We start from the raw sequence: 23,704 nt of genomic DNA on the forward strand, positions 1-23,704 counted from the left end.
TACCACATCGTCGTCAGGATCCCGAACTTGCTCTTAAGAACTTCTTCTGCCGCAGCAGCTACCACTACGTTTTTGATTGGAATGATTCATAAATCTAGTGGGAGGATTGGGCCGAGATTGTGGAATGTAAGGCTTCTGCTGTTGAGGTTTATTCAGTTGGCTCAAGTCTGGTTGAACAGGGTAACCTATTGGCAGATTGGCTGGATTGTTGGACTCTCCTGAATTTTTCAAGGTGGAGCAGGCTTTATCGGCTCACATCTGGTCGATCGCTATATCGAGCTTGGACATGAAGTCGTAGTAATAGACAATTTCTCTACGGGGTTCCAAAAAAACATTCATCCGAAGGCGAGAGTCGTGGAGATGGATTTGTCCAATGCGGCTTTGGAAGAACTGGTCGTGAGCGAAAAACCGGATTTGATTAATCATCATGCCGCTCAGATCAATGTGAGAACGTCTGTTGATCAACCCTTGTTCGATTTGGACATCAATCAGCGCAATACCGTTCGGCTGCTGGAAGCGGCAAAAAAAGCACAGGTGAAGAAGTTCATCTTTGCCTCGTCAGGAGGTACGGTCTACGGAGAAACCGAGCACCAGCCCATTCCCGAACCGTATTCAGGGACACCGCTTTCACCGTATGGCATCAATAAACTGGCATCTGAGCACTATCTCTCCTTTTACTCCGGACAATCAGGTATGCGCTGGACGATCCTTCGGTACGCGAATGTGTATGGACCTCGTCAAAACATCTATGGTGAGGCAGGGGTGATCGCCATCTTTTTGGATCGAGTGAAAAGGGGATTGCCACCCATTATTTACGGCGACGGTGAGCAGGTACGGGATTACATTCATGTAGAAGACATCGTATCCGCAAACATGATGTTCAGCCATATCGATAGCGAAGTCGGTATATATAATGTAGGAACAGGTAAAGGGACTACCCTGAACAGGCTGGTAGCGTTCATATCCGAGATCATTCCGGAAGCCCTCCCTCCTGTATATGAGCAGGAACGGCCTGGGGATCTGCGCTGGAATATCCTCTGTGTGGACAAATTAAGAGCGCTGGGATGGCAACCCCTCGTGAATATGAAAGAAGGTATTGTCAAACTCATATGAACATGCAGCAAAACAATAGGCTCGCCTTCCCATCGAGAACGACGGAAGGCGAGCCTTTTCATTCAATAAAAGGAGACTTTTTGGGGGGTGACGATTCTCTCTCTGATCTGGTAGCAGGCAAAGGCGGGGTGTTTTCGGGTTAAAGATACGATGATATAGGCTGCTTCCGGGTAGGAAAAAAAGGCAATATCTTCACTGGACGGAACAGGAGGGGCAGTAGGGTGAGAGTGGTAAACGGCAACAAGCCGCTCCCCTCTGGCTCGAATGGCGTGAAATACGGATTGGAGTTGTTCCAGATCCATGGAAAAGGAGACAGGACTTTTATCGATGTTTGCCATCCTCCAGATGGTTTCAGCCCGGCCGTTGCGCCCGGACAATAGTCCGCATGCTTCATAAGGGCGTTCTGCCTGACAGTGAAGATACATTTCCTTCCAAACCTTTTTTGATGCGTACAGGACAGGAATGGGATTCGGATTCTTACTGCGAACGTTTCCGGCCGCAGCATCCGCCTGATTTGGGTGTAAAGGTATTCTTGACAGTATGCACAGGTCCTGAGTTGGGCAAGGGTGAGTTTGGTCCCCTTTGAGTGGAATATTCCGTTCTTACAGGTCTAGCTTGTCTTTGGCGGTACAATTCCCGATATTGTTCAGGTGTCATCCTACATTCACTCCTTTCTTCATGTGTAAGAATTTTTAGTGTCACACATATGAATTCCGGAGCTAATATTCACTTTCCGCCAAAAAGGCGGTCGTCGTATCGCTCCTCCTTGAGCTCGCCTCGATAGAGGTCATTAGTGGCTCTACAATGTTTTATGCCAAGTTGCCGCTAGAGGGAACGGCAGTTGCACATTGCCAGGAGAGCGAAAGGAGGAAGGGAAAGGCGCTAGGGTTTGGTTTTGAAAGGGTTGAACGTATTGGGGAGCGGGGATTGATGGTTTTTTAAGAAGCTGGCGTGAGATTGGGATGGGAGCTGAATAGAGGAGATGGGAGCTGTTATTCCTGTTGTAGAAGGTGCCTGTGGATTTGCAGGGTTCGCTTTTTGGGTGCGGGCTTCCCTTGTAACATATTCCTGAATGGACTGTTTGTATTTGTTTTCTTTCTCCTGCAAGCCAGCATTTACTTTTCTCAGGTGTTCGATGGTCGTTTGCAGCGTCGTTACTTGGTGTTGCAGTTTAGCAATCAGTTTTTCTTTCTCTTCTAATTGTTTGCTCCATCCGGTTTGTGCCTCTGTATGGGAGCTGGACACCTCTGATAATTGCTGTTCCAAGAGTCGTATTTTCTCTGCATTCGTAGATGCTTGTTGATCCGCTTCCTGCTCGTGTGCAGCGATGACCTGTTGAAGCTCTTGCTGAAGCTCCAGATGAGCTTGTCGAAGGTCTTCGATTGTCTGCTGCCATTCTTGTTCTTTCGTTTGGTGGCTTTCGATATCGGTAGTGAGCTGACGAACCTGATCGGTTAGCTTTGCTACCTGTTCTTTTGCCGCACTCAGTTGATTGCTTGCCTGCTCAAGCGATTGCCTCCATACTTCTTCTACATTGGCTTGGTGTGAACGTTGCTTCTGAAGCTTCTCCAGCTCTTGTTCACTTTGGTGCAGGGCTTCAACCGTTTGCGACCATTCTTGTTCTTTCTTTTGATAATTCTCGATGACGGAAGTATACCGCTGTATATGATCCGTCAGCTTCGCTTCTTTTTCTTTTGCTGCTTTCAACTGATGGTTCGCTTGTTCAAGCGACAGTTTTAAAGTATCCATTTCTTTCATGGAACGAGCGTTGAGCTTTAGCTGCTCTTGAAGCTGCTGTTCGTACTGCTCTGCCTTTTGCTTGGAAGACGAACTCTTCCACTTTTCTTCTTTTTCTTTGTAGTGCGAAATCGTGTTTTCTCTTTGGGACAAAAGTTTGGCTTGCTGAGCCAATCGAGATTCCAAATCACGAATTTGCGTCGAATAACTCTCCAGCTTGTCATTCCACTCCGTCTCGCGTGCTTGCTGTCTGGCAAATGCTTGATTCAAGCCTTCAAGCTGTTTTTGCTGCTCTTTCTCGCGTTCTTCCACTTGCACGACGTGCTCTTGGAGCTGCTGCAGTTCGTGGCTGTACTGAATGGCTTTCTCCTCGTAGTAGGCGGCCTGTCGTTTGAGCAGCAATATCTTCTCTTTATTCGGTGATAGTTTTGTGGGTGTTTTCTTCTTAACAGGCATGGTATCCCTCCGATGTCATGGATTTCCTCTATAGACATATGTAGATAGGCGTGGTTTTGTGCAGGAAATCTTCCAGCATTGGCCTAGGAAATGATAGTTTATGGGCTTGTACGAGAGAAGAAAAAGGGAGAAGAGTGCGCGGTTCTTCTCCCTGAATATATGGGTATGGTTACGGAATGGTAGGTCCGCTGAGCACATCTGGGAAGGTGATGCAATCTTGAACAAGCAGCTGTGCATCGGGAACTACAGTGATGGCTGCGGCGAAGGAAACGACTCCCAGAGGATCGGACAAGAGCATGATGATCACATCTGGCAAGCCAATTCCTGTTTCTGCCAATACCAGGGTGTAGTTGAGCGTCTGCTGGGTACCTGTGGATGTAAACGTTTGAACCCCAGTTCCTGTTACGGTCATACCAATCACGATGGCTGGCAGAACGACACCAGGAATAAGCGCTGGCAGAACAGTTATGCAGGTAGGAGAACTGATCGTCGTTGGCGAGAAGTTGAAGCTTTGATCGCCAGGGAAGACGTCTGGCAATGGAGTTGGTCCAGGCGTGTCGAAGAAGTTGAAGGTAAAGGTGCTGCCTCCAGGGTTGCAGCTCGGGCAAATGTCGGCAATCAACTGTACGGTACCAATCTCTGCCACAGCAGCCGGTGGCAAGCCAAGAGTGACGCCAACACCAGGAATCAGTGTATTGACAGTTGCCTGACAATCGCAGCTAGGCCGCGGGAAGATGGCAGGGCACTGTGGAGGGAAGGCAATAGGCGGGCAGTATCCGCCAAGTGTAGGAGATGGAATTGGAATGTCGTTTGGACGTGGAGAGCAGAATTTTGCCAGCACTTCCAGCTTTACTTCTGCCTCTACTTGGACTTCATTACAGAAGAGCAGATCCAGTTCTACGCTTCCATCCAGCAGGAGTGAGTAGGTTGGATAACATTCGAGTGCTGCGATCCGGCAAACAATATTATCTGCGTCAAGAGGTTCAGGCAAGCACAGAACCATTTCTTGATCGTACTGAACGGTTACGGGGAAATCGCATAGCAGTACACCATCGGCGAAGATACGAACTAAAACATTGCCTCCAAAAATGAACCTCACAATACCTACACGTACCGAAACACCTCCGACGAGGATGTTCTCGCGGCGAATGCTCGCAATGCGGCAGTTCAGGTTTGCGGTGCTCTCGATGCATTGGACGCTAATATCTTGACCGGCAGCGACTGCTGCATCTACCAATTCGCGGCAATCCGCAGGAATCGAATAACGATTTCGAAACCTGTTGGCACTGACGACCCAGTCGTACACCTTTTGGACGCGGATACACTCTTCTGCTAGGTTGTTGGAGATGGGAGGAGGTGCAGTAGGCGTCGGTGTAGGCACTTGGCGACCCATGATGGGCTTAATGTTTTTCACCGGTTGAATCCTTCCTTTCCTATTGGATTTGCATTTGCATTTACATACTATGGGAGAGGCTTCTCTTTTGCTTGTCAACAAATGCCTATTTTTAGGTAGTTGTACAAGGCGTACTGGCCTACTTCTTCGCTACATGCTTAAAATGGGATTCGGAATTGTCGGAACAACCAGTCATCATCGTACTTTCTCCGCGCATAATATCGGACGCGCTGGGCAGCGGCTCCGTACTCCAATACCTCTCGTTCGATCTCATTGGCATCGGTGTGAAGGATCAATTTTTTACAGGCAGCGATACGCGCTTCGTTGAAATGACTGTACGCCATACGCAGCATGTTGTAGTAGACGTGAGTGTGGGTGACGGTATAAGGATGAAGATTGCGAAACAGATGGAGGATTTTTACATTGGGGTGTACGTAGCAGCGATTGCCGAACAACCATAGCTTGATGGAAATCTCGATGTCCTCAAAACCCCATACCTGGAATCCGCGATCAAAGCCACCTATATCGAGGAAGATCGATTTAGGGATTACAAAACACCCCCCAGGTATAATGGCAATTGGTACAGGGCGTTGAGGATGAGGATTCCATACGACGCCCAATCGCTGGTCGAGTGTTTGTCCGTATCCTACTTTGTGCGGCTCGTTAATTGAACCGATCGCAGGGGCGATTGCATCAGCAGTGCGATTCAAGATCAACTCCATCAAACGGTCAATCCAATATGGCTCGAACGTGAGATGCGCATCGCAAAAAATCAGATATTCACCTTTTGCATGCTCAGCTCCCAGATTACGTGCAGGTGCTGCACCTATTCCTTGGGTGGTAATCAGCTTGACTGGAAAGGTGTTTTGTTCGGTGGTTAAAAAATGACAGCAATTGTCTGTTGAACCGTCGTCTACCACAATAATCTCAACGGGATACCGTGTTTTATTTTGGAGGAGGGATACCAATGTGGAACGCACATTGTTTCCCTCATTTTTTGCTGGGATGACAATCGAGATCAGTGGCAGTGTTTCCGTGTGCACATAGATCACTCCTTTCTAACTGACATGGTATGCATGTGCCGTTTTTATGGGGATTAGGAATGGAAAATTCGCACAGACGGATCACTTTTGAGGGAGGGCATTCATACTATAGACCGGGTGTACGGAAGAAGGAGTGACGATCATGGATGTTGAGGTGTATTACGAGGGTCAACGAAGAGAAGCCGTTCCTTACTCGGCCCTACCTGCACTGCATTTGTTCTGCCGACAATATGGCTTCCAGTTTCATTGGGATCCGAAGCAAAAGCGCATCGATCTGGACTCTGGTTTAAAAGGAAAGGTGTGCCTGCTTGTAGCGGGGGGAGCAGAAGAGGGAGGGGGATTGGAGCACGAAGTCCTTTCCTTGGTGGAAACGTTTCTGAGCAGCTTTGGAGCTCATGTCTTGATGCAGCACAAAAAGACAAGGCTTCCTGCCGTCAGTGATAGTGCGCTTCGCTTTACCGTAAAAGAGCTGCGTGCGTTGGACGAACCGCGCCTTATTTTGTTTCAGGGAGAAAATGAACGGCGGAGAGCCCTCTTGAATCACGTCTTTCAAGAGCTCAAGCAAACGGGGGTCTCTTGCCACATTCGCATGAGCAAGCAAGAGAAAACATCATCGATTCTTCCGGTTCAATTGCACATTCCCTTGCAATTCGGACCATCCGAGAAGCAGGACCTCGTAGAGAAGATCGCCTTTTTTTTGGCTTCAGGTGTCCTGTGTTTTTTTCAAGCTGGACAACAAATCAATCCGATATCTTATCTGCCTAGCCATATCGTTCAGGCGCTGTTTGGCAATACGCCACTCTTGGGAAAGGAGCCAGCAGCACAGCCCCACGAAGGAACATCCCAATCTGAGGAGATAACAGAACCCGAAGTCGTGCCAGAGGCTCAGGACATGGACACGTCAACGTTCAATGTCGTGACGGAACCAGAGCAGGTGCCCGAGCCATCGGAGACACCAGTATCAGAAGAAGCTCCAGAGATCAGCACGGAATCAGAAGTCCACGCAACAAAGGAGAGTCCATCTCCTTCGCCCCAACAAAAAGATCCTGTGCTTCAGGAAAGGGCTGTTCCGCTTGAGACAGAAAAGCGGCTTGAGGCAGAGGTTTACTTTGACTATACCCTGATGCATTCCGATACCGAGGACAGACCCTATCTGTTGATTGGCAGTCTTTTCGTCAAAAATACGGGCACGGAGCTTTTGTACAATCCAATCGTCTGTCTGCGAGTCAGTCCACTGAATGGCATCAGGCTAGGCGGTCAAATATTGCCGCCGAATATGCTGGAAACATTGGGAGTACAAAGCTCAGCAGGGATCAAAGGGTGGAAATACTTAGACGACGACTGGTTTTCACAGGCCCAGGAACGCGGAGAGTATTGGATCGCACCCATTCAACCCATGATGATACCTCCAAAAATGAATGAGTCCTTTCAAAATTTCCAGATTTCTCTACTGAAGCAGGAGACGCGAACATCGCTGACGGTGGAAGGGATGGTCCTGTTTAACGATCAGCAGGTTCATTTTATGACCAATAACCGAATTGCCGTATCCTTTTAAAAAAACCATCTCTTCGCCAGGAAGAGATGGTTTGACTCCGCTTTAGTATTTGACGAACATCTGCACAAAAGTTTTACCATATGGGCCACCGTCAACGACAGCAATGCCGACGTTGGTATAGGTTGCATTTAGAATATTGGCTTTGTGGCCCGAGGAATTCATGAATGAAGAGTGCGCAGATGAGACGCTGCGGTTCTGAGCAATATTCTCGGCAGCAGCGCGGTATTTGATACCGAATGTATTCATCATCGTGAAGGGTGACCCATAGGTTGGTGAGGTATGGCTGAAGTATTGATTGCTGATCATATCTTGAGCTTTCACTCGCGCTACCTTTACAAGATCCATGTCTACCTCAAACGCTTTCAGCCCACGGCTGGTCCGCTCCTGATTGACCAACTGAATCATTTCCTTCTCTTCAGCTGTCAAACCTGCCGGTAGCTTTACCTCAGAAGATTGATCTTTTCCGGAATTTTGCGATGGATCTGGTGTAGAAGGAGTAGCAGGTGTGCTTGGTGCAGTCGGCTTCGACTCTTCACCAGCGTTGCTTGATTGCTCCTTCGCTTGTTTGGCGATGGCAGCCATCGTTTTGCTGTCAGCTTCACCTGTCATTTTGATGGAATTGCGGTTTTGAAAAATCATGACAGCCAGACGAGTGGGGGCATCGTAGTTGCTGTTCACAGTCAAACTGTAGCCCAAAGCTTTCAAATCCTGCTGCATCGCTTTGACTGCCGCTCCAGAAGAACCAAGCTTTAGCGTGGAAGAGGAGGAAGTCGCTTTGTCACTCGATTCAGCCTTGGTTGTGTTGCTGTTTGTTTTTTGTTTGGCATTGTAAGCTTTTTTCAGCTTGTCATAGGTTAGTTTATTGACAATTCCTGTCTGCTTCAATTTCACAGACTTTTGGAAACGCTTGACGTTATAGGCTGTGTTTTTGTCGTACAGCTTGTCCACTTTCAGCTTGTAGTCAAAATTCAAGGCATTCAGCATTTTTTCAACTTCCTGCACCTTTTGACCCTTCATTCCAGATTTCAATGGAGTAAAGGTGGTTTTGGCGAAAGCAGGTTGTCCGATCACGCTAATAGAGACGGACAGGGAAAGGATCGCCGCAATTTTCACCATATTGCGATTCATGTCATCACGCCTTTCTCTGGGTGTTGTCGCCTTTTATGGTACAGGACTCAAAGTTGACAGAACAAGGGTAAATTACTGGAAAGGGATGGAGTCCAAATGTTTGGCATTTCACTGATCGATTTGCTGATTCTTGTGTTGGCTTGCTTCAGACTTACTCATCTGATCGTTTTTGACACGATAACCTCATTCATTCGCAAACCATTTCTAACCGTTTCCTATGAAGCAGATGTGACGGGTCAGCTTGTCCGAAATGTGCAAGTCAAAGGAACGGGATTGCGCCGCTGGATCGGTGAACTGCTCAGCTGCCACTGGTGTGTAGGGGTCTGGGTTGCTGCCGGGATCGTAGGCCTGTACTTGTTTGTACCGGCGGTATATCCGTTGCTGTTGATTTTGGCAGTAGCAGGAGCAGCGGCCGTGATTGAGACGAAAATGTACTTTGGTTAAGTGTCTCATTCACGGTCGCAACTCAGGTATAGAGATAGAGCGTGTTCAAATGAACAGTATTTACGAAAAGGCGCGAAAGACGATGGCCTCTTCGCGGGAGAGCGGGATGACTTCTTCTGCCATAAACCCGGCAGTCTGCATTGTACCCAAGCGGAGCGCCGCCGGTGACAGCATGCGTGATGCCGCGATGTCCACCACGTTGCTCGCTTTTGTCGGGTCGAGTGGAATTTGAAGCTGGAACGACGCTTGATCGATCGGAAATGCCTTGTAGGGATGCCCGTTGATCAAGGCTGTCAGTGTCAAAGGTGATTTTTGATCAGGAGGAGCAGGGAGTCGTCCCTTGATGACGAACAGCTGGGCGGGCGTGTGAGGTTCCGAAGCGATCTGCACGCGAAAAATCGGCGGCACCCACAGATCAAGAGAGCGGTTCATCGTGACGACGCGTGGCAGTTGATGAGCAGATGCAGTTTTCAGCTTGTTGATCAAGGTGTACACACCTTGACCTTGATATTGGGAGGCATAAGCGACCCAGCTAAACGGGATGCTGCCGTAGTGCTTGGCGAGAGATTTCAATACTTCGGGAATGCCGACCGATTGCCATTTAGTAGCCGATTTGCAATCCCCATGCAGTCTGGCGTTCGCCACATATTCCGGAATATTTCCGATGATGTGCTGTTTGGCAACGCGCATCCAGAGCTCATAGTCCATGCAAAAGTGCAGGTTTTCATCCACGCCGCCCATCTGTTCAAATACGTGTCTGCGGATAAATGCGGCAGGCTGACAGATGCAGCAAGTATTGTACAGCTTTTGGGCATCCGCTTTTTCGGTGGGAAAGGGACTGATGATGCTGTTTACCTCGTTGGTGACGTGGCAATGTCCGTGCACCATGCCCCACTCTGGATGAAGGCGGAGAGCTTCCACCGCTTTTCTGATCGCACCTGGCAAATACGTATCGTCAGAATTCAACCAGCCGATAATCTCTCCTTGCGCCATCGCCAAGCCTTTGTTGATGGCGTGCGACTGACCGCGGTCTGGTTCGGAGATATAGCGCAGCCGACTGTCTGCTTGAGCATTTCTTTGCAAGATGGACAGGGTGTTATCGGTAGAACCACCGTCTACGACGATATGTTCAATATGCCGGTAATCTTGCTGCAGTACGCTGTCAATGGTCTCTTGAATAAATTTCCCCTGATTGAATGACGGGGTAATGATCGTGACCAATGGAAATGGCGAATTCGACACTGGATCACTCCCTTGCATGGAATATCTATCTATCATGATATGTACAAGAAGATCGATTGGTTTTAGGGAAGTTGTATTATTTCGGGGGCGGAACGTGCGCAAGATTTCTGCGTGGGCAGCCGGATCGATCTGGCTTCCTGGTATTGCCTTTGCCACCAAGCTGACACGGCCTGCTTTATAACCGTTGAATTCACCGGACTCCAGCGTACGGATTGTGTGTGGAAGGGGTTCAAACAGTGTATTTTCCAGCATTTCCAAGACGCATGGCACAGTGGGGAGCCACCAGGTGGTATCATCCTGATAGATCCGATTCATTCTTCCAGGGGTTCCGTTCAACACCATTTTGGATTCATTCGAATGAAGGATGGCAGCTGTCTCCAACAGCAAGTGCCCTCCTGTTTTCACGACACTTCGGCATTGGGAGAGGGTCCAGAGCGGATCGCGCACGTGGTAGAGGAGTCCGAGGTGCTGGACGATATCAAACAGGTTGTGGTGGATTTGTTTAGGAAAAGGCATCTTTGTACTCATATCGTCCATGGGAAAAACCTGGAGGCCCTCCCACATGCCGTCGAAGCTGGCCAAATCAAGGACGCGCTTTCCTTCGTAGGAAAGATTCTTTCTGGTCTCGCGAGAATCGCCCACAAATCTTCAAGGATCGAGATTCCCGGTGTAAAGATACCGGGGCGAAGCTCGATTTTGTGATACCATTTGCGTTTGCTTATTTCTATTAGGATCTCTTCATTTGTCCAGTTGCCACCCAAACTTTCTACCTCCTTCTTGCTAGACAGCGAGCGAACTTTGCTGTATTTAATGTACGGTTGCACCATAGGATACGTGCGGATGCTTGGTACCCCGCCGCACTCTCGCAACATATGGTAAACAAGAGTGAGTAAAAGGGAGGTACGCGGATGACCTTGCCCATCGTTCTCATCCATCGCGGTGACGATACCTATTTGTCCTACAGCCTGCGGCAGGCAGAAGTGAGTAATCCTGAAGCATCTGTTTTCCTGCTAGGGACAGCGATCAATCAACACTTCGCCAGTGATGGCATTACTCATGTCATGATCCATTCCTACATGCAGTCTGCCTCTGCGTTTGCCCCGATCTATAAACACATGCACATTATGCCACTCAGCTACAACCTGTTTTGTTTCCAAAGATGGTTTGTGTTGCGGGACTTCATGCGTGACAACCAGATCCAGGCCTGCTGTTATATCGATTCCGATGTCATGCTGTACGAAAACGTGAACAATCCGATATACCACGATTTCAAGATGGAGTTCGTCTGGACCAACTTTGTCAGTCTGGATTTGCTGGACCGTTTTTGCGCGTTTACGACGACCTATTTTGCCAACACGATGCTCTACGGGCAGCTGGTTCAGGAGACGAAGCAGCTAGGACACCTGAGCAACAACCTGCCGCTCGTCTCAGACATGGTGGTCGGACTTTTATTTTTGCGTCAGTTTCCTCAATATACCTACACACACGGAAGATACGATGACCGGATGTTCGATGAAAATATCAATCGTCCGATTTGGGCAGAGAGTCTGGAGGGGAAACGAAAGGTATATCTGAACGATGGGCAGCTCTACACGAAGGATGTCGCAAGCAAGGCGTATATACGCCTCAACTCTCTGCATTTTCAAGGAACCGTGATGAAAGATTTCATGTCTTTCTTTTTCACGCCGCATCTCTCGAAGAAAGGCAGTTTTTACTTTGATTATCAAACACGTCTGTGGATGCCTACCGTTTTGACGTAACCGCCCAAGGTTTGGGAGAAGCCTAGCGTGGGTTGTAAGTCGGTAGGCTGGTAGGCAGCTATGAAATCCCTACGGGTGAGCTGACCATTTTCATGGAATGGCAGAGCATCTACCTCGTCCTGTTCATATGATGCGTTATACACTTTGATAATGGACAGAGGTGGCCGGGATGAAACTGATATTGCTATCAGGGGGGGCCGGCAAAAGACTGTGGCCGCTCTCCAATGATGCAAGGTCGAAACAATTCTTGAAATTGATCCACAATGCACACGGCGAGCCGGAATCCATGGTTCAGCGAGTATGGAGACAGTTGGCCGCTTATCAGTGGTCAAACGAAGCTTATATATCAACGAGTCGTTCACATATGGATCTGCTGCAGAGTCAATTGGGTGAGGATGTACCCTTGATCATCGAACCAGACAAACGGGATACCTTTCCAGCGATTGCTCTGGCAGCCACGTATCTGCATTCCTGCGTCGGAGTCGAACCGGATGAAGTCGTGATCGTCATGCCGGTCGATTCCTATGTCGAGACCTCATTCTGGGGGAAACTCAATGAATTAGAGAGTGCCCTGCTGCAATCCGAAGCCGATCTTGCTCTGATCGGAGTGGCCCCTACTTACGCATCGACGAAATATGGCTATATCGTCCCTAAACAGAAACCAGAAGGCAATAAATCGCCTGCCTTCTATCATCAGGTCGCTAGTTTCAAAGAAAAACCGGATCAGAATCAGGCAGAGGCATTGTTGAAAAAACAGGCTCTTTGGAACTGTGGCATCTTCTCTTTCCGCCTCGGATACCTACTCGATGTGTTGAAAAGCAAAGGAATCCCAACCAGTTACGACCAGCTTCTACAAAACTATCTTGCCTTGCAACCGATCAGCTTCGACTACGAGGTAGTCGAAAAAGCGAAAAAGGTCGTGGTGGTTCCCTATCAAGGCTATTGGAAGGATCTGGGGACCTGGAATACGCTGACGGAAGAAATGAATGTCCATTCGGTGGGACGGGTCGTTTGGGATGAAGAATCTAGCAACACTCATGTGATTAACGAGCTGGATATTCCCATCGTGTCGATTGGCCTGTCTGATATGGTGATCGCTGCGAGTCTGGACGGAATCCTGATCGCATCGAAGGAAAAAAGCCATCGGATCAAAGAAATGCCAGTGGATTGGAAGCAAAGACCGATGGTTGAAGAAAAGCGCTGGGGGTATTATCGTGTCCTTCATTACAGGACGACAGAGGAAGGAACAGAGGTACTGACCAAAGCACTGCACGTATATGCGAACAAGAATTTGAGCTATCAGCTCCATCAGCAGCGCAGTGAAGTGTGGACGATTGTGGCGGGCGAAGGAGAGTTTGTCTTAAATGACCGCATCATTCGGATCGGACCAGGAGATGTCCTGGAAATACCGGTTGGTGCCAAGCATGCGGTACGCGCCAGCAAAGATCTGGAGTTCATTGAGGTGCAATTGGGGAGCAAGCTGATCGAAGAGGATATCGTCCGTCTCGCCATGACATGGGAAGAGATCATGGAGCAAGTGAGAGCGGGAGATGAGGAACATGATCAATAAAGCATTTTGGCGAAACAAACACGTATTGATTACCGGACACACCGGGTTCAAGGGCGCTTGGCTGTGCATATGGCTGGAGGCATTGAGTGCCCGGGTGTCCGGTTTTGCTTTGGCGCCTCCTACCAGCCCCAGCTTGTTTCAACTCAGCGGTGTCGAGCAGCGAATTTCCTCGCAAACAGGGGATATTCGCCGTATGGAAGAGCTTGAGCAGGCGATTTTTCGAGCACAGCCTGAGATCGTCATTCACATGGCTGCCCAGCCTCTAGTGAGTTACGGCTATGAGAATCCGCTGGAAACCTATGAAACCAATGTGATGGGCACGGTTCATCTGCTGGAAGCTGTCAGGCGTGCCAGTCTGCAGGGGATGCCGATTCGTGCTGTGCTTATGGTGACGACCGACAAATGCTACGAGAATCGGGAGTGGGTCTGGGGATATCGTGAGCAAGACCCATTGGGAGGACGTGACCCGTACTCCAACAGCAAAGCGTGCACGGAGTTTGTGACGACCTGTTATCGGGAATCTTTCTTCTCGGCGGGCAGTGGTTCACGGGTGGCAGTAGCATCTGCGAGAGCGGGCAATGTCATTGGAGGAGGAGATTGGGCACGCGACCGCTTGATACCGGATTGTCTCGATTCCCTCATGAATCATCGACCGATCATTCTCCGAAATCCGGATGCGGTCCGGCCGTGGCAGCATGTGCTAGAGCCATTGGGCGGCTACCTGATGCTGATTGAGAAGATGTGGGAGAATGCAGCCCGTTTTTCGCAAAGCTACAACTTTGGGCCGAATGAAGAAGATGCTCGTACGGTCGCTTGGATGGTACAGAAGCTATGTGAGAAATGGGGAACAGAGGCTAGCTTTGAAATCGAGCAACAAGCAACCTGGCATGAGGCCAAATATTTGAAGCTCGATTGCTCCAAGGCAAAAGCCGAGCTGGGCTGGCACCCGAAGTGGACGAGTGAAGAGGCTTTGGATCGAATCATTGAGTGGACTCGCTGCTATCAGCAGGCAGGCCATATACGGGACCTATGTCTGCAACAAATCACACAGTATATGGACGGGGTGCAGGAGTAGAGAGCTGGCGATGAGGAAAGGAGGGGTTCATGTGAAGGTGGTCATTCTAGCTGGGGGGTACGGGACGCGGATCGGGGAAGAAACGCATTTAAGGCCCAAGCCATTGATCGAGATCGGTGAGAGGCCGATCATCTCCCATATCATGTCGATCTATTCTCATTATGGATACAACGACTTCATCATCTGCCTGGGCTACAAGGGCTATATGATCAAAGACTACTTCGCCCACTATTTCCTGCATCAGTCCGATGTTACGTTTGATTTTCGAAATGACAACGAGATGATTTTGCACAATCGTCGAACTGAGCCCTGGAGAGTAACCTTGGTTGACACAGGCAAGGACACGGGCACGGGAGGACGGATAAAGCGAATCCAGCCTTACGTGGGACAAGAGACCTTCATGCTGACCTACGGGGATGGAGTGGCGGATATTGATATTCGTGCGCTGGTCGCGTACCACCAGGTGCACGGCAAGCTGACGACGATCACAGCTACACAGCCACCAGGAAGATTCGGCTCACTGGACCTGACGTCAGGGCATGAAGTACGCGGTTTTCAGGAAAAGCCAAAGGGCGATGGCGGATGGATCAATGCAGGATTTTTTGTGATGGAGCCAGGAGTGTTCGACTACCTTGGTGATGACACGTCAATCTTGGAAAAGGAGCCCCTTGAATCACTGGCCAGAGCAGGGGAGCTGGTCGCCTATCCGCTAGCGGGCTTTTGGCAGCCGATGGACACGCTGCGGGATAAGAACTATTTGGAGACTTTGTGGAAAAAAGGAGAGGCACCGTGGCGAAGATAGGAGGGACGCCATGCGGGTACTTGTGACAGGGGCTACAGGCTTTTTGGGCAGCCACCTGGTTAAGGCATTGCTGCACGATGGGCATGACGTCCACATCCTGAAGCGAAGGGATTCGAACTGCTGGCGGCTTGCAGATGTGCAAAGCGAGCTGTATAGCCATAATCGGGAAGAGACGAAGATCGACAGGCTCTTCCAGGAAGGGGGAGGCTATGATGCAGTCATGCATGCCGCGACCTCCTATGGGCGAAACGGGGAAAGCTATCGCGCCGTACTGGAAGCAAATGTAGCCCTCCCTCTTCAGCTGCTCGAAGCCTGTATTCGCTATGAAACGCCGCTGTTTTTCAATACGGATACCTTTTCGAATACGGCTCAAGGATCGATCGAACGACTGATTGGGTATCATCTGACGAAAAGACATTTCCTGGAGTGGGGACAGCATCTGGTCAAAACGGCTTCCATTCACTTTGTGAACATGAGGCTGGAGCACTTATACGGCCCCGCAGATTCGCCAGATAAATTCATTCCGTACGTCGTCAAAAGCTGTCTGGAAAACCACATGGAATTGCCGCTGACTGCGGGTGAGCAAAAAAGAGATTTCATTCATGTTCAGGATGCCGTCAGGGCTTATGTCCTTTTGCTCCGGCAAGGTGTGAAAATGCCAACCTCCTTTAGCGAGTTTCAGGTTGGGAGCGGTACTGCTACTCCGATCAAAACGCTCGTGCACAGCATTCATGCCATGACCGGATCTACGACATGCCTTCGCTTTGGCGCATTGCCCTATCCCCCGCAAGAGATCATGCACTCACAGGCGGATGTAGAACCATTGCAGCGCTATGGATGGCATAGTCAAATCAGTCTTGAAGAGGGACTTCTCTCCGTGATCGAGGAACAAGGGGGAGGCAAGCATGACCATTTTCAAAAATGAAAAAGGCGTGGCGCAGAGGATGAGCGCCACGCTTTTGTATTGCGTATAAGAAAGTTTAAGCACTTCACCGTACCAAAGCGAAAACTGGACTTGATAAGTACTTTCTTATCCCCATGCTTTTTTGTTGGTGCAGTACAGATCACCGTGAAAGGGTTTGATCATCTCCAGGAGCGAGTCGTAATCCGTGACCTTGACTACTTGATCATCACGGCGAATCAAGTACATATTGGCATACATGCTTTGCAGGAGGGTAAACAAATCTAGCGGATTTTTGCCAAAATTGTTGACCATGCTATCCAGGTTGAACTCGATGACCAGATCAGGATCGAATCGTCGAAAGGTTTCTGCACCCCCCTGAAGGACTTCCATCTCAGAGCCTTCTACATCGACCTTGATGATGTCGATTCGCTCCAAAGCACTTGTTATGACCCAATCATCGAGGCGAACACAAGTGATCTGGCTGGAAGAATCGGTGGAATCGGTTTGTTTGGTATCGATAAATGACCACCCGCCACCGTGAGCTACCTCCCGAAAAGAGATGGTACCATTTCGATCAAAGACGCCAAGCTTGAGCGGTTCGATATTCCGAATGCTGTTATCGGCTATGGTTTGCACCAGATAGCCGTAATTGACGTTCGAAGGCTCGAAGGCGTAGACCTTTCCTTTTTTCGCCAGGTGGCTAAAAGCGAGTGAGATCGTACCCAGATTGGCGCCGATATCCAAACAAACCGCATCAGGGGCGACGACACGGCGGAGCAGATTCATGACGTACGCTTCATAATAACCGTTCTCCAGCTCCATATAGTACAGGACGCTTTGATCAGACTCACTGCCGTAGAGGGTGAAAGACTTTTGGTCAAAAGGCAAGTGGAACTCCATCTTCTTCAATGGGAAAATCCCTCCTTTTATGGGAGATGGATGCGGATGATGTCATTCTTCACTGTAAATTGCATGTCAGGGCGTTTTTGCTGGACGTAGTCCTTTAGCTCAGCGATGGTTGGATAGTCTTTCAGAAACGGGTTTTTTCCAATGAAGCACCGCGCATCATCCACGAGAATGACGTGATTCGGAACGGAATGGTTCAAGATGACATCCAGCTCTTGCAGGATGGGGGTGTCTATATCGCCTTTTGCCGCTTCGGTAGACAGGGGGATGTAATGACCATCCAGCCAGAACAGGCAAGGTGTGTGGATGGTCGAGAGCAGCGGAGGCAGCTTCTGCGCACTATCGCCAAGGATGATTTTGACATGGCGGTCAGGTGCAAAATGCTTGGCTGCGTTCTGGTAGAGTGATTTCTCCAGTTCAATAGAGTAGATCCGTTCGAAGTGCTGTTTTGTAGATTCAATCATGGCACCTTGATAGGTTCCCGTTTCAATCAGCGTTCGAAGGGAGAAGGTATTGGCGTATTCCAGAACGGTATTGACCTTCACGTCGTATGTGGGTGACTCCAGGAGCCAGAAATCCCACGTTTCCTGGGCGCTCAATGCAAAGGGTATGCGGTACTCCGTGCGCCACACCCGCAGAATTTCATCCATTCTTGACATCAGGTAGCCTCCTTAACTGCTTGTTTTGCGAAGTACCGATTGAAAGACAGCAAGGGTTTGTCGTGCGCATTTATCCCAGGAGAAAAGGGTTGCTTGTCTCGTACCCTTGGCGATCAGATCGGCTCTGATGGCTGGATCCGACATCGCGGCGATCTTAACGGCAATATCCTCTGGTACGTGGGGGTCAAATAACAGCGCTGCCTGACCTACGACCTCTGGGATGCTCCCTGCGTTGGAGCAGATGATGGGAATATTCGAGCGCATGGCTTCGACGAGCGGGATCCCAAATCCCTCGAATAAAGAAGGAAAGCACAGAAAATGTGCATTTCGATACAGCGAGGGCATTTCGTCCTGCGGAATGTAGTTCAGCCATTTGATCTGATCCCGTAATTGATGCTGTGATATCGCGTTGATGACCGTTTGGTGTGCTTCCTGAGGAAAGCCGGTAAAGACCATATTCACCTTGTAATTGTAGGTGTTGCGCAAGATAGCGAGCGCCTGAATCAGGGAGAGATGGTTTTTATGCCGCCAGGTGTTGGCCGGAAAAAGGCCGTAATGATCAGGAAGCTGGTATTTTAGACGGAATACCTGATCCTGTTCAGGGCGCATCGGCAAGGAAAATTCCCCGGAGGAATCCAGGTGAACAGCATGTACTTTGTGCGGAGGCAGCTGGAATTTCTCCAGGATGGATCGACGGGAGAATTCGGACAGGGTCAGGACAGCGCTGCTTTTTTGGGCTGACGACTGGTAGTTCTCACGTCTCCATTGCAGCACAGGCGCATCGAAAAACTGGGGATAAAATTCATGCTGAATATCCGGGATGTTGATGACGCTTGGAATGGTCACATCGATCGGCTGCAAGATCAGCAGGGGGCAGAACCACAAATCGAGTCGCAGGGCTTGAATCTGTTGATGAAAAAGCTCATGCGCTCTCGATATGTCGTGAAACAGGATTTTGTGCAGATGACGGCCTTCCGAAAAAGTGTGGAAGTTGTGCGTGCTTAAAAACAGGTACCACTCATGAGCCTCGTTGTTTTTCTGTGAGTACGTAATCAGATTGCGCACGTATTGCTCCATCCCGCCAATTTTTCCAGGAATGACGGCAAGCAGGTTAACGCCAATTCTCAAGACCGGCCCCCTCCTTTGGAAACGGCTGTCCGATACCAATCGATGGTTTGCTGCAAACCTTGTGGCAAGGACGTCGAGGCTTCGAATTGGAAATATTCCTTGGCTCGCCCTACATCCAGCTTGCGTCTCGGTTGCCCATCAGGCCTGCTTCTGTCCCAAATGATGGTTCCGGTATACCCGCATTTTTCTTTGATCCATTCTGCCAACTGGCGAATGGTCATCTCTTCACCAGATCCGATATTGACGGGTTCGTTTCCATCATAGCGCTCCGTCGCCAGAACGATCGCCCGCGCAGCATCCTCCACATAAATGAACTCTCTCGTTACTTCGCCGCTTCCCCAAAGGACGATGCTGTCTTGACCCGATGCCTGAGCGTCGAGGCATTTTCGGATGATGGCCGGAATGACGTGAGAGGTTTCCAGATCGAAGTTGTCATAGGGTCCGTACAGGTTGACCGGCAACAGATAGATCGAGTTGAAGCCGTACTGCTGCCGATAAGCCCGCGATTGGACCAGCATCATTTTTTTGGCCAAGCCATAGGGGGCATTGGTCTCTTCGGGATAGCCGTTCCACAGCTCTTCCTCCATAAACGGTACAGGCGTGTATTTGGGATAGGAGCATATCGTTCCAATGGCCACGAATTTCTCGATGCCGAACAGACGGGAGTGTTCGAGGAGCTGAGCACCCATGATCAGGTTGTCGTAGAAAAAGGAACCTGGATTTTTTTGATTGGCAGCAATTCCTCCCACCACCGCAGCCAAATGAATGATGATATCCGGTCGATAGGTTTGCAGCATGAGAACGATATCCGCCTCCTTGCGCAGATCAAACTGACTGCTGCGCGGAATGAAGATATGCTCACAGCCCCGCAGGTTCAGCTGCTTCACGACATGTCTGCCCAAAAATCCCGCTCCGCCTGTTACGACGATTCGTTTTCGTGTGAGATCGATCGTGGAGTGACACACCGTCCTTTCTTTATGGATGTCAAAAAATAGGCGAGGGTTTTCTTTTTTCTTTCATCCATTGCTGAAGGGTGCTGTTCCCTTTGAGAAAATGATGGTAAAAGGCGTATTCCTCGTCAGAAAGAGGCATGATTTGCTCTGCCACAAAGCTGACTGTTCGTTTTCCTAGCTCCGATCGGGGATCTTCCTTGACGAATTGCCTGCTGGACAGGATTTCCACGGAGCAACCTGGACCTGGCGAATCGATAGGGATTTCCAAGGTGAAGTCATTACTGCCTGAGGTACGGATAGGGACCAGATTCCCGTCGACCAGGACGTGGAATTGCAAGGGCAGTGTGGAAATGGTCTGTGAGCCGTGGACGACGAGCGTATGCAACGGGTACTCGGGGTCAATTTCGAGGTGGATGCGCAAGTATGGGGGAGCCCACTGATCGGCAAAGCGATTAGACGATGCCAGTTTCGGGGTTTTTCCGAATAAATGGTAGGTTTTGAACAGATCCAGGAACCAGAAAACACCCTTCTCGCGATAATCCTTTAAAAAGTGAAGCAGCCATTCATTGGCTACAGTTCCGAAATGCTTCATACTGGTTTTCATAATTTCAGGGAAGCCGATATCGATCAGGCTGGTCACGGACTTACAGGCATCGTGCAAGCGGGAGGAGGCGAGATAGTCTTCCATCCAACCGATGGTAAACCTGACGGAGATGCGCAGCCACAGGTCGTAATCCATGCAAAAATGCAGATCTTCATCGACACCGCCAACATCCTCTAGCACGTGCTTGCGAATGAATGCGGTAGGCTGGCAAATAATGCAGTGGTAAAACATTTTTTTGCGATCAAATGGGACCCACGGATATTTGTACATGATTTTATTTTTCTCGTTGATGTGCAGCCCTTTTCCATACACCATCGCCCAATCGGGATGACTGGTCAGGCTGTTGACTGCCTTCGTCACCGCTTGCGGGAAGTACGTATCGTCGGAATTCAGCCAACCGATGATCTCGCCCTTCGCCATTTGCAACCCTTTGTTTATGGCATGCGATTGACCGCGATCGGGTTCGGAGATGTAGCGAAAGCGATCACCGAGCTGCTGACTGTACTGCTTCAGAATCGTCTGCGTGCCATCCGTGGAGCCGCCATCGACTACGATGTGTTCGATCGCCGGATAATCCTGCCGCCATACACTGTCGATCGTCTGTTGAATAAAAGCAGCCTGGTTATAGGACGGGGTAATAATCGATACCAGTGGCATGGAATGATTGTTCAACAGCTGTCCCTCCCTGACTTCTTGCGGTCATGCAGTACAATGCGCCAGTAATTCAGCAGATCGTGCATCGTGGTTGCAAAAGGGATCTGAGGAGCCCAGCCAGTCTTGGCTCGAAAGGCGGAGGAATCTCCTACGAGAATCTCGACATCAGACGGCCGCAGACGATCCGCATCCACTTCGATGGCGACCTTAACGTCTGTAAAGGAGAGCAGGGTTTGTAGCACTTGTTCAATCGTATACGCCGTGCCGGAAGACAGATTGTAGACTTCACCAGCGTCACCGTGCTCCAGTGCCAGCCAATAGGCTTTGACAATGTCGCGGACATCAGAAAAGTCACGTTTCGCCTGCAGATTGCCAACGAGTACCTTTGGCGGCTGCAACCCTCGTTCAATCTGGGCGATCTGCTTGGCAAAGTTCGAGGTGACGAAGTACTCTCCCCTCCCTGGTCCTGTGTGATTAAACGTACGAGTGCGAATGATTGGGATTCCGTAGCTCTGGAAGTACTGAAAGCCGAGATAGTCTTGTGCGATTTTACTCACTGCATAAGGATTGAGGGGTCTTAGGGGATTGTTCTCTTTGACGGGTGTCTCATGAGGATAGACCAGTCCATACTCTTCACTTGAGCATGCGATATGGATCTTACAGTTCAGATCCAATTTGCGCACGGCTTCCAGGATGTGAATTTGACAGACTAGATTGTTGACCAGCGTCTCGGAGGGAGAGTTCCACGAGGTTGGGACAAAGCTTTGCGCAGCTAGATGGAAGATCAGGTCAGGCTGTATCTCTTTAAGCATGAGATGGACGGAGTGGGGGTCCCGTAATTCACATTCGACGAGATGAATCTGATCGGTCAGGTGTTTGAGAAGATCCATGTTACTTCTCACGCGGAAGGTGCCACATACCTCTACATCTCCTCGGGAGATCAGGTACTCAGCCAGGTGACTGCCAGCAAATCCGGTAATTCCCGTAACCAGTGCTCTCAATGGACAACCTCCTTTTGTCGAGCGCGTGAAGGGTCGACTCTCCTGCATGACAGGTTCGTCCTTGCAGGAGATAGGAATGGAGCAGTCTACCCTGTTATTCATATGGTTTGGAGGAGAACATGCCACGGCACTCGCCTTGCAGCAAGAGGACTTTCAGCGCATACACAGGGCATTCGTCCAGATTGGCTCACATTTTTTTCAATGTTCAACACTTGACCACGCTTTGTCGTCGATCGAGCCATACAATAGTTCGAAACGACAGCAGTATAGGAGGTTGAAGATGGCTTCTACGATCAATCTGTATGAAAAAAAAATCTTCTCCCAGAACGGAGAGGATGGAATGATTGAGGAGATTTTCACGCGAATCGGTACGACCAACCGCTTTTTTGTGGAATTTGGTGTAGAAGACGGAATGGAGTGCTTGACGCGTCATTTGCTGGTCCATCATGGGTGGTCAGGAGTGATGATGGAGGGGAGCGAATCACATTTTCGAAATCTGGTGGCGAATACGGCGATGTACCCACAAGTGCATGTCAGTCATCAGTTCATCACACGCGACAATGTTCCCGGACTTTTTAAAGCACATGGCGTTCCTAACGAGTTTGACCTGCTGGTGATCGACATTGACGGGAATGACTACTGGGTGTGGCAGGCGCTCGACGCTTACAAGCCAAGGCTCGTCGTGATTGAATACAATGCCTCGTACCCGCCGCCGCAGAAAATGGTCATCCCGTACATGGAGAACTTTTGCTGGGATGGGACTTCTTATTTCGGCGCCAGTTTAAGTTCGCTTGAAGCGTTAGGTAAAAAACTGGGGTATGCCTTGGTCGGTACGGACACGCGTGGGGTCAATGCCTTTTTCGTACGTCAGGATCTTCTCGCAGCTTTAGGTTTTCCAGCCCTTCCAGCGAAGTTAGCGTACCATCCACCGCGATATGGCCCGGACAAAGGAGGACACCCGCATCGCGGCGGCCCGATTTTGGAGATCTAGCATGCCTATGGTGAACCGATCAGTCGGATTAGCTCCTGTTTGAGGAGGGCGAGTTTTTCGGTACTGTCCTCGAGGGAGGTTCCTTTCGTTCCGATGTAGAGCTTGATCTTTGGCTCCGTACCAGAGGGGCGAATACAAAACCAGGCATCACCCTCCAATCCGAACTTGAGCACATCCGAGCGGGGGAGCATCAGCGGCTCGCAGCTTCCTTTTTCCAGATCAAAGCGTATGCCCTCCAGGTAATCCTCTCTGTAGATCACGCGATAGCCGAGGAGCGAAGGAAGGGGGGTGCTGCGCAGAGAGGACATCATGGCAGTCATGGACTCCACACCTTGAATTCCTTTGTATGTGAGCGTATGCAGTTCCTCGCAGTAGAACCCGTAGCGATCAAACAGCTGTTGCAAGGCATCGAGGAGACTTTCCTTTCTAGCTTTGTGATAGGTGCACAGGTCAGCGAGCAGGAGCGCACTTTGGACCGCATCCTTGTCTCGGACAAAATCCCCGACCAGCATCCCGTAGCTCTCCTCATACCCGAATTGAAACACATACTGACCGCTTTTCTCGTATTCGAATCAATTTCATAAAT

At 49.7% G+C, this 23,704-nt stretch carries 22 protein-coding genes; 9 read left to right on the forward strand and 13 right to left on the reverse strand.

The annotated features are described in order from the left end of the window. The first annotated feature begins 222 nt into the window (after positions 1 to 222). The gene (locus EDM52_RS21480) at positions 223 to 1,113 is read left to right on the forward strand and encodes an NAD-dependent epimerase/dehydratase family protein (RefSeq protein ID WP_122910980.1); all 891 of its coding nucleotides are present in this window, start codon (positions 223 to 225) and stop codon (positions 1,111 to 1,113) included. A gap of 62 nt (positions 1,114 to 1,175) precedes the next feature. Here the strand turns inward: EDM52_RS21480 and EDM52_RS21485 are convergent, their stop codons facing one another. From EDM52_RS21485 to EDM52_RS21500, 4 genes are all read right to left on the reverse strand, one after another. Beyond that, positions 1,176 to 1,577: a M67 family metallopeptidase gene (locus tag EDM52_RS21485; RefSeq protein ID WP_280207565.1), complete on the reverse strand. Its 402-nt coding sequence runs from the start codon at positions 1,575 to 1,577 to the stop codon at positions 1,176 to 1,178. A gap of 418 nt (positions 1,578 to 1,995) precedes the next feature. Continuing rightward, complete coding sequence (locus tag EDM52_RS21490; RefSeq protein ID WP_122910982.1) at positions 1,996 to 3,306, reverse strand: coiled-coil domain-containing protein; 1,311 nt, start codon at positions 3,304 to 3,306, stop codon at positions 1,996 to 1,998. A 169-nt stretch (positions 3,307 to 3,475) separates the two neighbouring features. Beyond that, positions 3,476 to 4,720, reverse strand: coding sequence for a BMQ_0737 family morphogenetic spore coat protein (locus tag EDM52_RS21495; protein WP_245997253.1), 1,245 nt, complete (start codon positions 4,718 to 4,720; stop codon positions 3,476 to 3,478). A gap of 137 nt (positions 4,721 to 4,857) precedes the next feature. Continuing rightward, on the reverse strand, positions 4,858 to 5,742 hold the full coding sequence (locus EDM52_RS21500; protein ID WP_122910983.1) for a glycosyltransferase: 885 nt from the start codon (positions 5,740 to 5,742) through the stop codon (positions 4,858 to 4,860). Between the two features lie 142 nt (positions 5,743 to 5,884). Here EDM52_RS21500 and EDM52_RS21505 point away from each other — a divergent pair, with 142 nt between their 5' ends. Then, positions 5,885 to 7,297 (forward strand): hypothetical protein, encoded by a 1,413-nt coding sequence (locus EDM52_RS21505; protein ID WP_122910984.1) that lies wholly within the window; start codon positions 5,885 to 5,887, stop codon positions 7,295 to 7,297. A gap of 42 nt (positions 7,298 to 7,339) precedes the next feature. On the opposite strand, the gene EDM52_RS21510 is transcribed toward EDM52_RS21505, so the two are convergent. Beyond that, positions 7,340 to 8,425, reverse strand: a complete 1,086-nt coding sequence (locus EDM52_RS21510; protein ID WP_122910985.1) for a peptidoglycan-binding protein — start codon at positions 8,423 to 8,425, stop codon at positions 7,340 to 7,342. Between the two features lie 96 nt (positions 8,426 to 8,521). On the opposite strand from EDM52_RS21510, the gene EDM52_RS21515 reads away from it, so the two are divergent. Beyond that, the gene (locus EDM52_RS21515; RefSeq protein ID WP_122910986.1) at positions 8,522 to 8,869 is read left to right on the forward strand and encodes a DUF1360 domain-containing protein; all 348 of its coding nucleotides are present in this window, start codon (positions 8,522 to 8,524) and stop codon (positions 8,867 to 8,869) included. Positions 8,870 to 8,929: 60 nt separating this feature from the next. Here the strand turns inward: EDM52_RS21515 and EDM52_RS21520 are convergent, their stop codons facing one another. Next, a complete protein-coding gene (locus tag EDM52_RS21520; protein ID WP_245997255.1) occupies positions 8,930 to 10,639 on the reverse strand; it encodes a glycosyltransferase family 2 protein in 1,710 nt (569 codons plus the stop codon). A gap of 380 nt (positions 10,640 to 11,019) precedes the next feature. Here EDM52_RS21520 and EDM52_RS21530 point away from each other — a divergent pair, with 380 nt between their 5' ends. The 5 genes from EDM52_RS21530 (at position 11,020) to EDM52_RS21550 (ending at position 16,243) form a co-directional block, all read left to right on the forward strand. Then, positions 11,020 to 11,871, forward strand: a complete 852-nt coding sequence (locus EDM52_RS21530; RefSeq protein ID WP_122910987.1) for a hypothetical protein — start codon at positions 11,020 to 11,022, stop codon at positions 11,869 to 11,871. A gap of 169 nt (positions 11,872 to 12,040) precedes the next feature. Beyond that, the gene (locus EDM52_RS21535; protein WP_122910988.1) at positions 12,041 to 13,441 is read left to right on the forward strand and encodes a sugar phosphate nucleotidyltransferase; all 1,401 of its coding nucleotides are present in this window, start codon (positions 12,041 to 12,043) and stop codon (positions 13,439 to 13,441) included. Continuing rightward, entirely contained in the window at positions 13,431 to 14,516 is a 1,086-nt protein-coding gene (rfbG, locus tag EDM52_RS21540) for a CDP-glucose 4,6-dehydratase (protein ID WP_122910989.1), read from the forward strand. The genes EDM52_RS21535 and rfbG overlap by 11 nt, the downstream gene beginning before the upstream one ends. A gap of 31 nt (positions 14,517 to 14,547) precedes the next feature. Next, positions 14,548 to 15,318 carry a glucose-1-phosphate cytidylyltransferase gene (gene rfbF, locus EDM52_RS21545; protein ID WP_122910990.1) on the forward strand — a complete coding sequence of 257 codons (771 nt, stop codon included), beginning with the start codon at positions 14,548 to 14,550 and terminating at the stop codon, positions 15,316 to 15,318. 10 nt (positions 15,319 to 15,328) lie between these two features. Further along, positions 15,329 to 16,243 carry an NAD-dependent epimerase/dehydratase family protein gene (locus EDM52_RS21550; protein ID WP_122910991.1) on the forward strand — a complete coding sequence of 305 codons (915 nt, stop codon included), beginning with the start codon at positions 15,329 to 15,331 and terminating at the stop codon, positions 16,241 to 16,243. Positions 16,244 to 16,348: 105 nt separating this feature from the next. On the opposite strand, the gene EDM52_RS25285 is transcribed toward EDM52_RS21550, so the two are convergent. The 6 genes from EDM52_RS25285 to EDM52_RS21575 are packed head-to-tail and all read right to left on the reverse strand — an operon-like array spanning position 16,349 to position 22,127. Continuing rightward, positions 16,349 to 17,122: an FkbM family methyltransferase gene (locus EDM52_RS25285; RefSeq protein WP_245997263.1), complete on the reverse strand. Its 774-nt coding sequence runs from the start codon at positions 17,120 to 17,122 to the stop codon at positions 16,349 to 16,351. 26 nt (positions 17,123 to 17,148) lie between these two features. Continuing rightward, positions 17,149 to 17,787, reverse strand: coding sequence for a class I SAM-dependent methyltransferase (locus EDM52_RS25290; RefSeq protein ID WP_245997257.1), 639 nt, complete (start codon positions 17,785 to 17,787; stop codon positions 17,149 to 17,151). Between the two features lie 12 nt (positions 17,788 to 17,799). Beyond that, positions 17,800 to 18,915, reverse strand: coding sequence for a glycosyltransferase family 4 protein (locus EDM52_RS21560; protein ID WP_122910992.1), 1,116 nt, complete (start codon positions 18,913 to 18,915; stop codon positions 17,800 to 17,802). Continuing rightward, a complete protein-coding gene (locus tag EDM52_RS21565; RefSeq protein ID WP_245997259.1) occupies positions 18,912 to 19,880 on the reverse strand; it encodes a GDP-L-fucose synthase family protein in 969 nt (322 codons plus the stop codon). The genes EDM52_RS21560 and EDM52_RS21565 overlap by 4 nt, the downstream gene beginning before the upstream one ends. Before the next feature lie 19 nt (positions 19,881 to 19,899). Next, the gene (locus EDM52_RS21570) at positions 19,900 to 21,144 is read right to left on the reverse strand and encodes a glycosyltransferase family 2 protein (protein ID WP_122910993.1); all 1,245 of its coding nucleotides are present in this window, start codon (positions 21,142 to 21,144) and stop codon (positions 19,900 to 19,902) included. Then, positions 21,141 to 22,127 (reverse strand): GDP-mannose 4,6-dehydratase, encoded by a 987-nt coding sequence (locus EDM52_RS21575; RefSeq protein ID WP_122910994.1) that lies wholly within the window; start codon positions 22,125 to 22,127, stop codon positions 21,141 to 21,143. Before EDM52_RS21575 ends, EDM52_RS21570 begins: the two co-directional genes overlap by 4 nt. A gap of 280 nt (positions 22,128 to 22,407) precedes the next feature. On the opposite strand from EDM52_RS21575, the gene EDM52_RS21580 reads away from it, so the two are divergent. Further along, positions 22,408 to 23,118, forward strand: a complete 711-nt coding sequence (locus tag EDM52_RS21580; protein ID WP_122910995.1) for a hypothetical protein — start codon at positions 22,408 to 22,410, stop codon at positions 23,116 to 23,118. 5 nt (positions 23,119 to 23,123) lie between these two features. Here the strand turns inward: EDM52_RS21580 and EDM52_RS21585 are convergent, their stop codons facing one another. Further along, positions 23,124 to 23,663 (reverse strand): phosphohexomutase domain-containing protein, encoded by a 540-nt coding sequence (locus EDM52_RS21585; protein WP_122910996.1) that lies wholly within the window; start codon positions 23,661 to 23,663, stop codon positions 23,124 to 23,126. Positions 23,664 to 23,704: the final 41 nt, after the last annotated feature.

Source organism: Brevibacillus invocatus, assembly GCF_003710915.1.
In the GTDB taxonomy this organism is placed as follows: domain Bacteria; phylum Bacillota; class Bacilli; order Brevibacillales; family Brevibacillaceae; genus Brevibacillus; species Brevibacillus invocatus.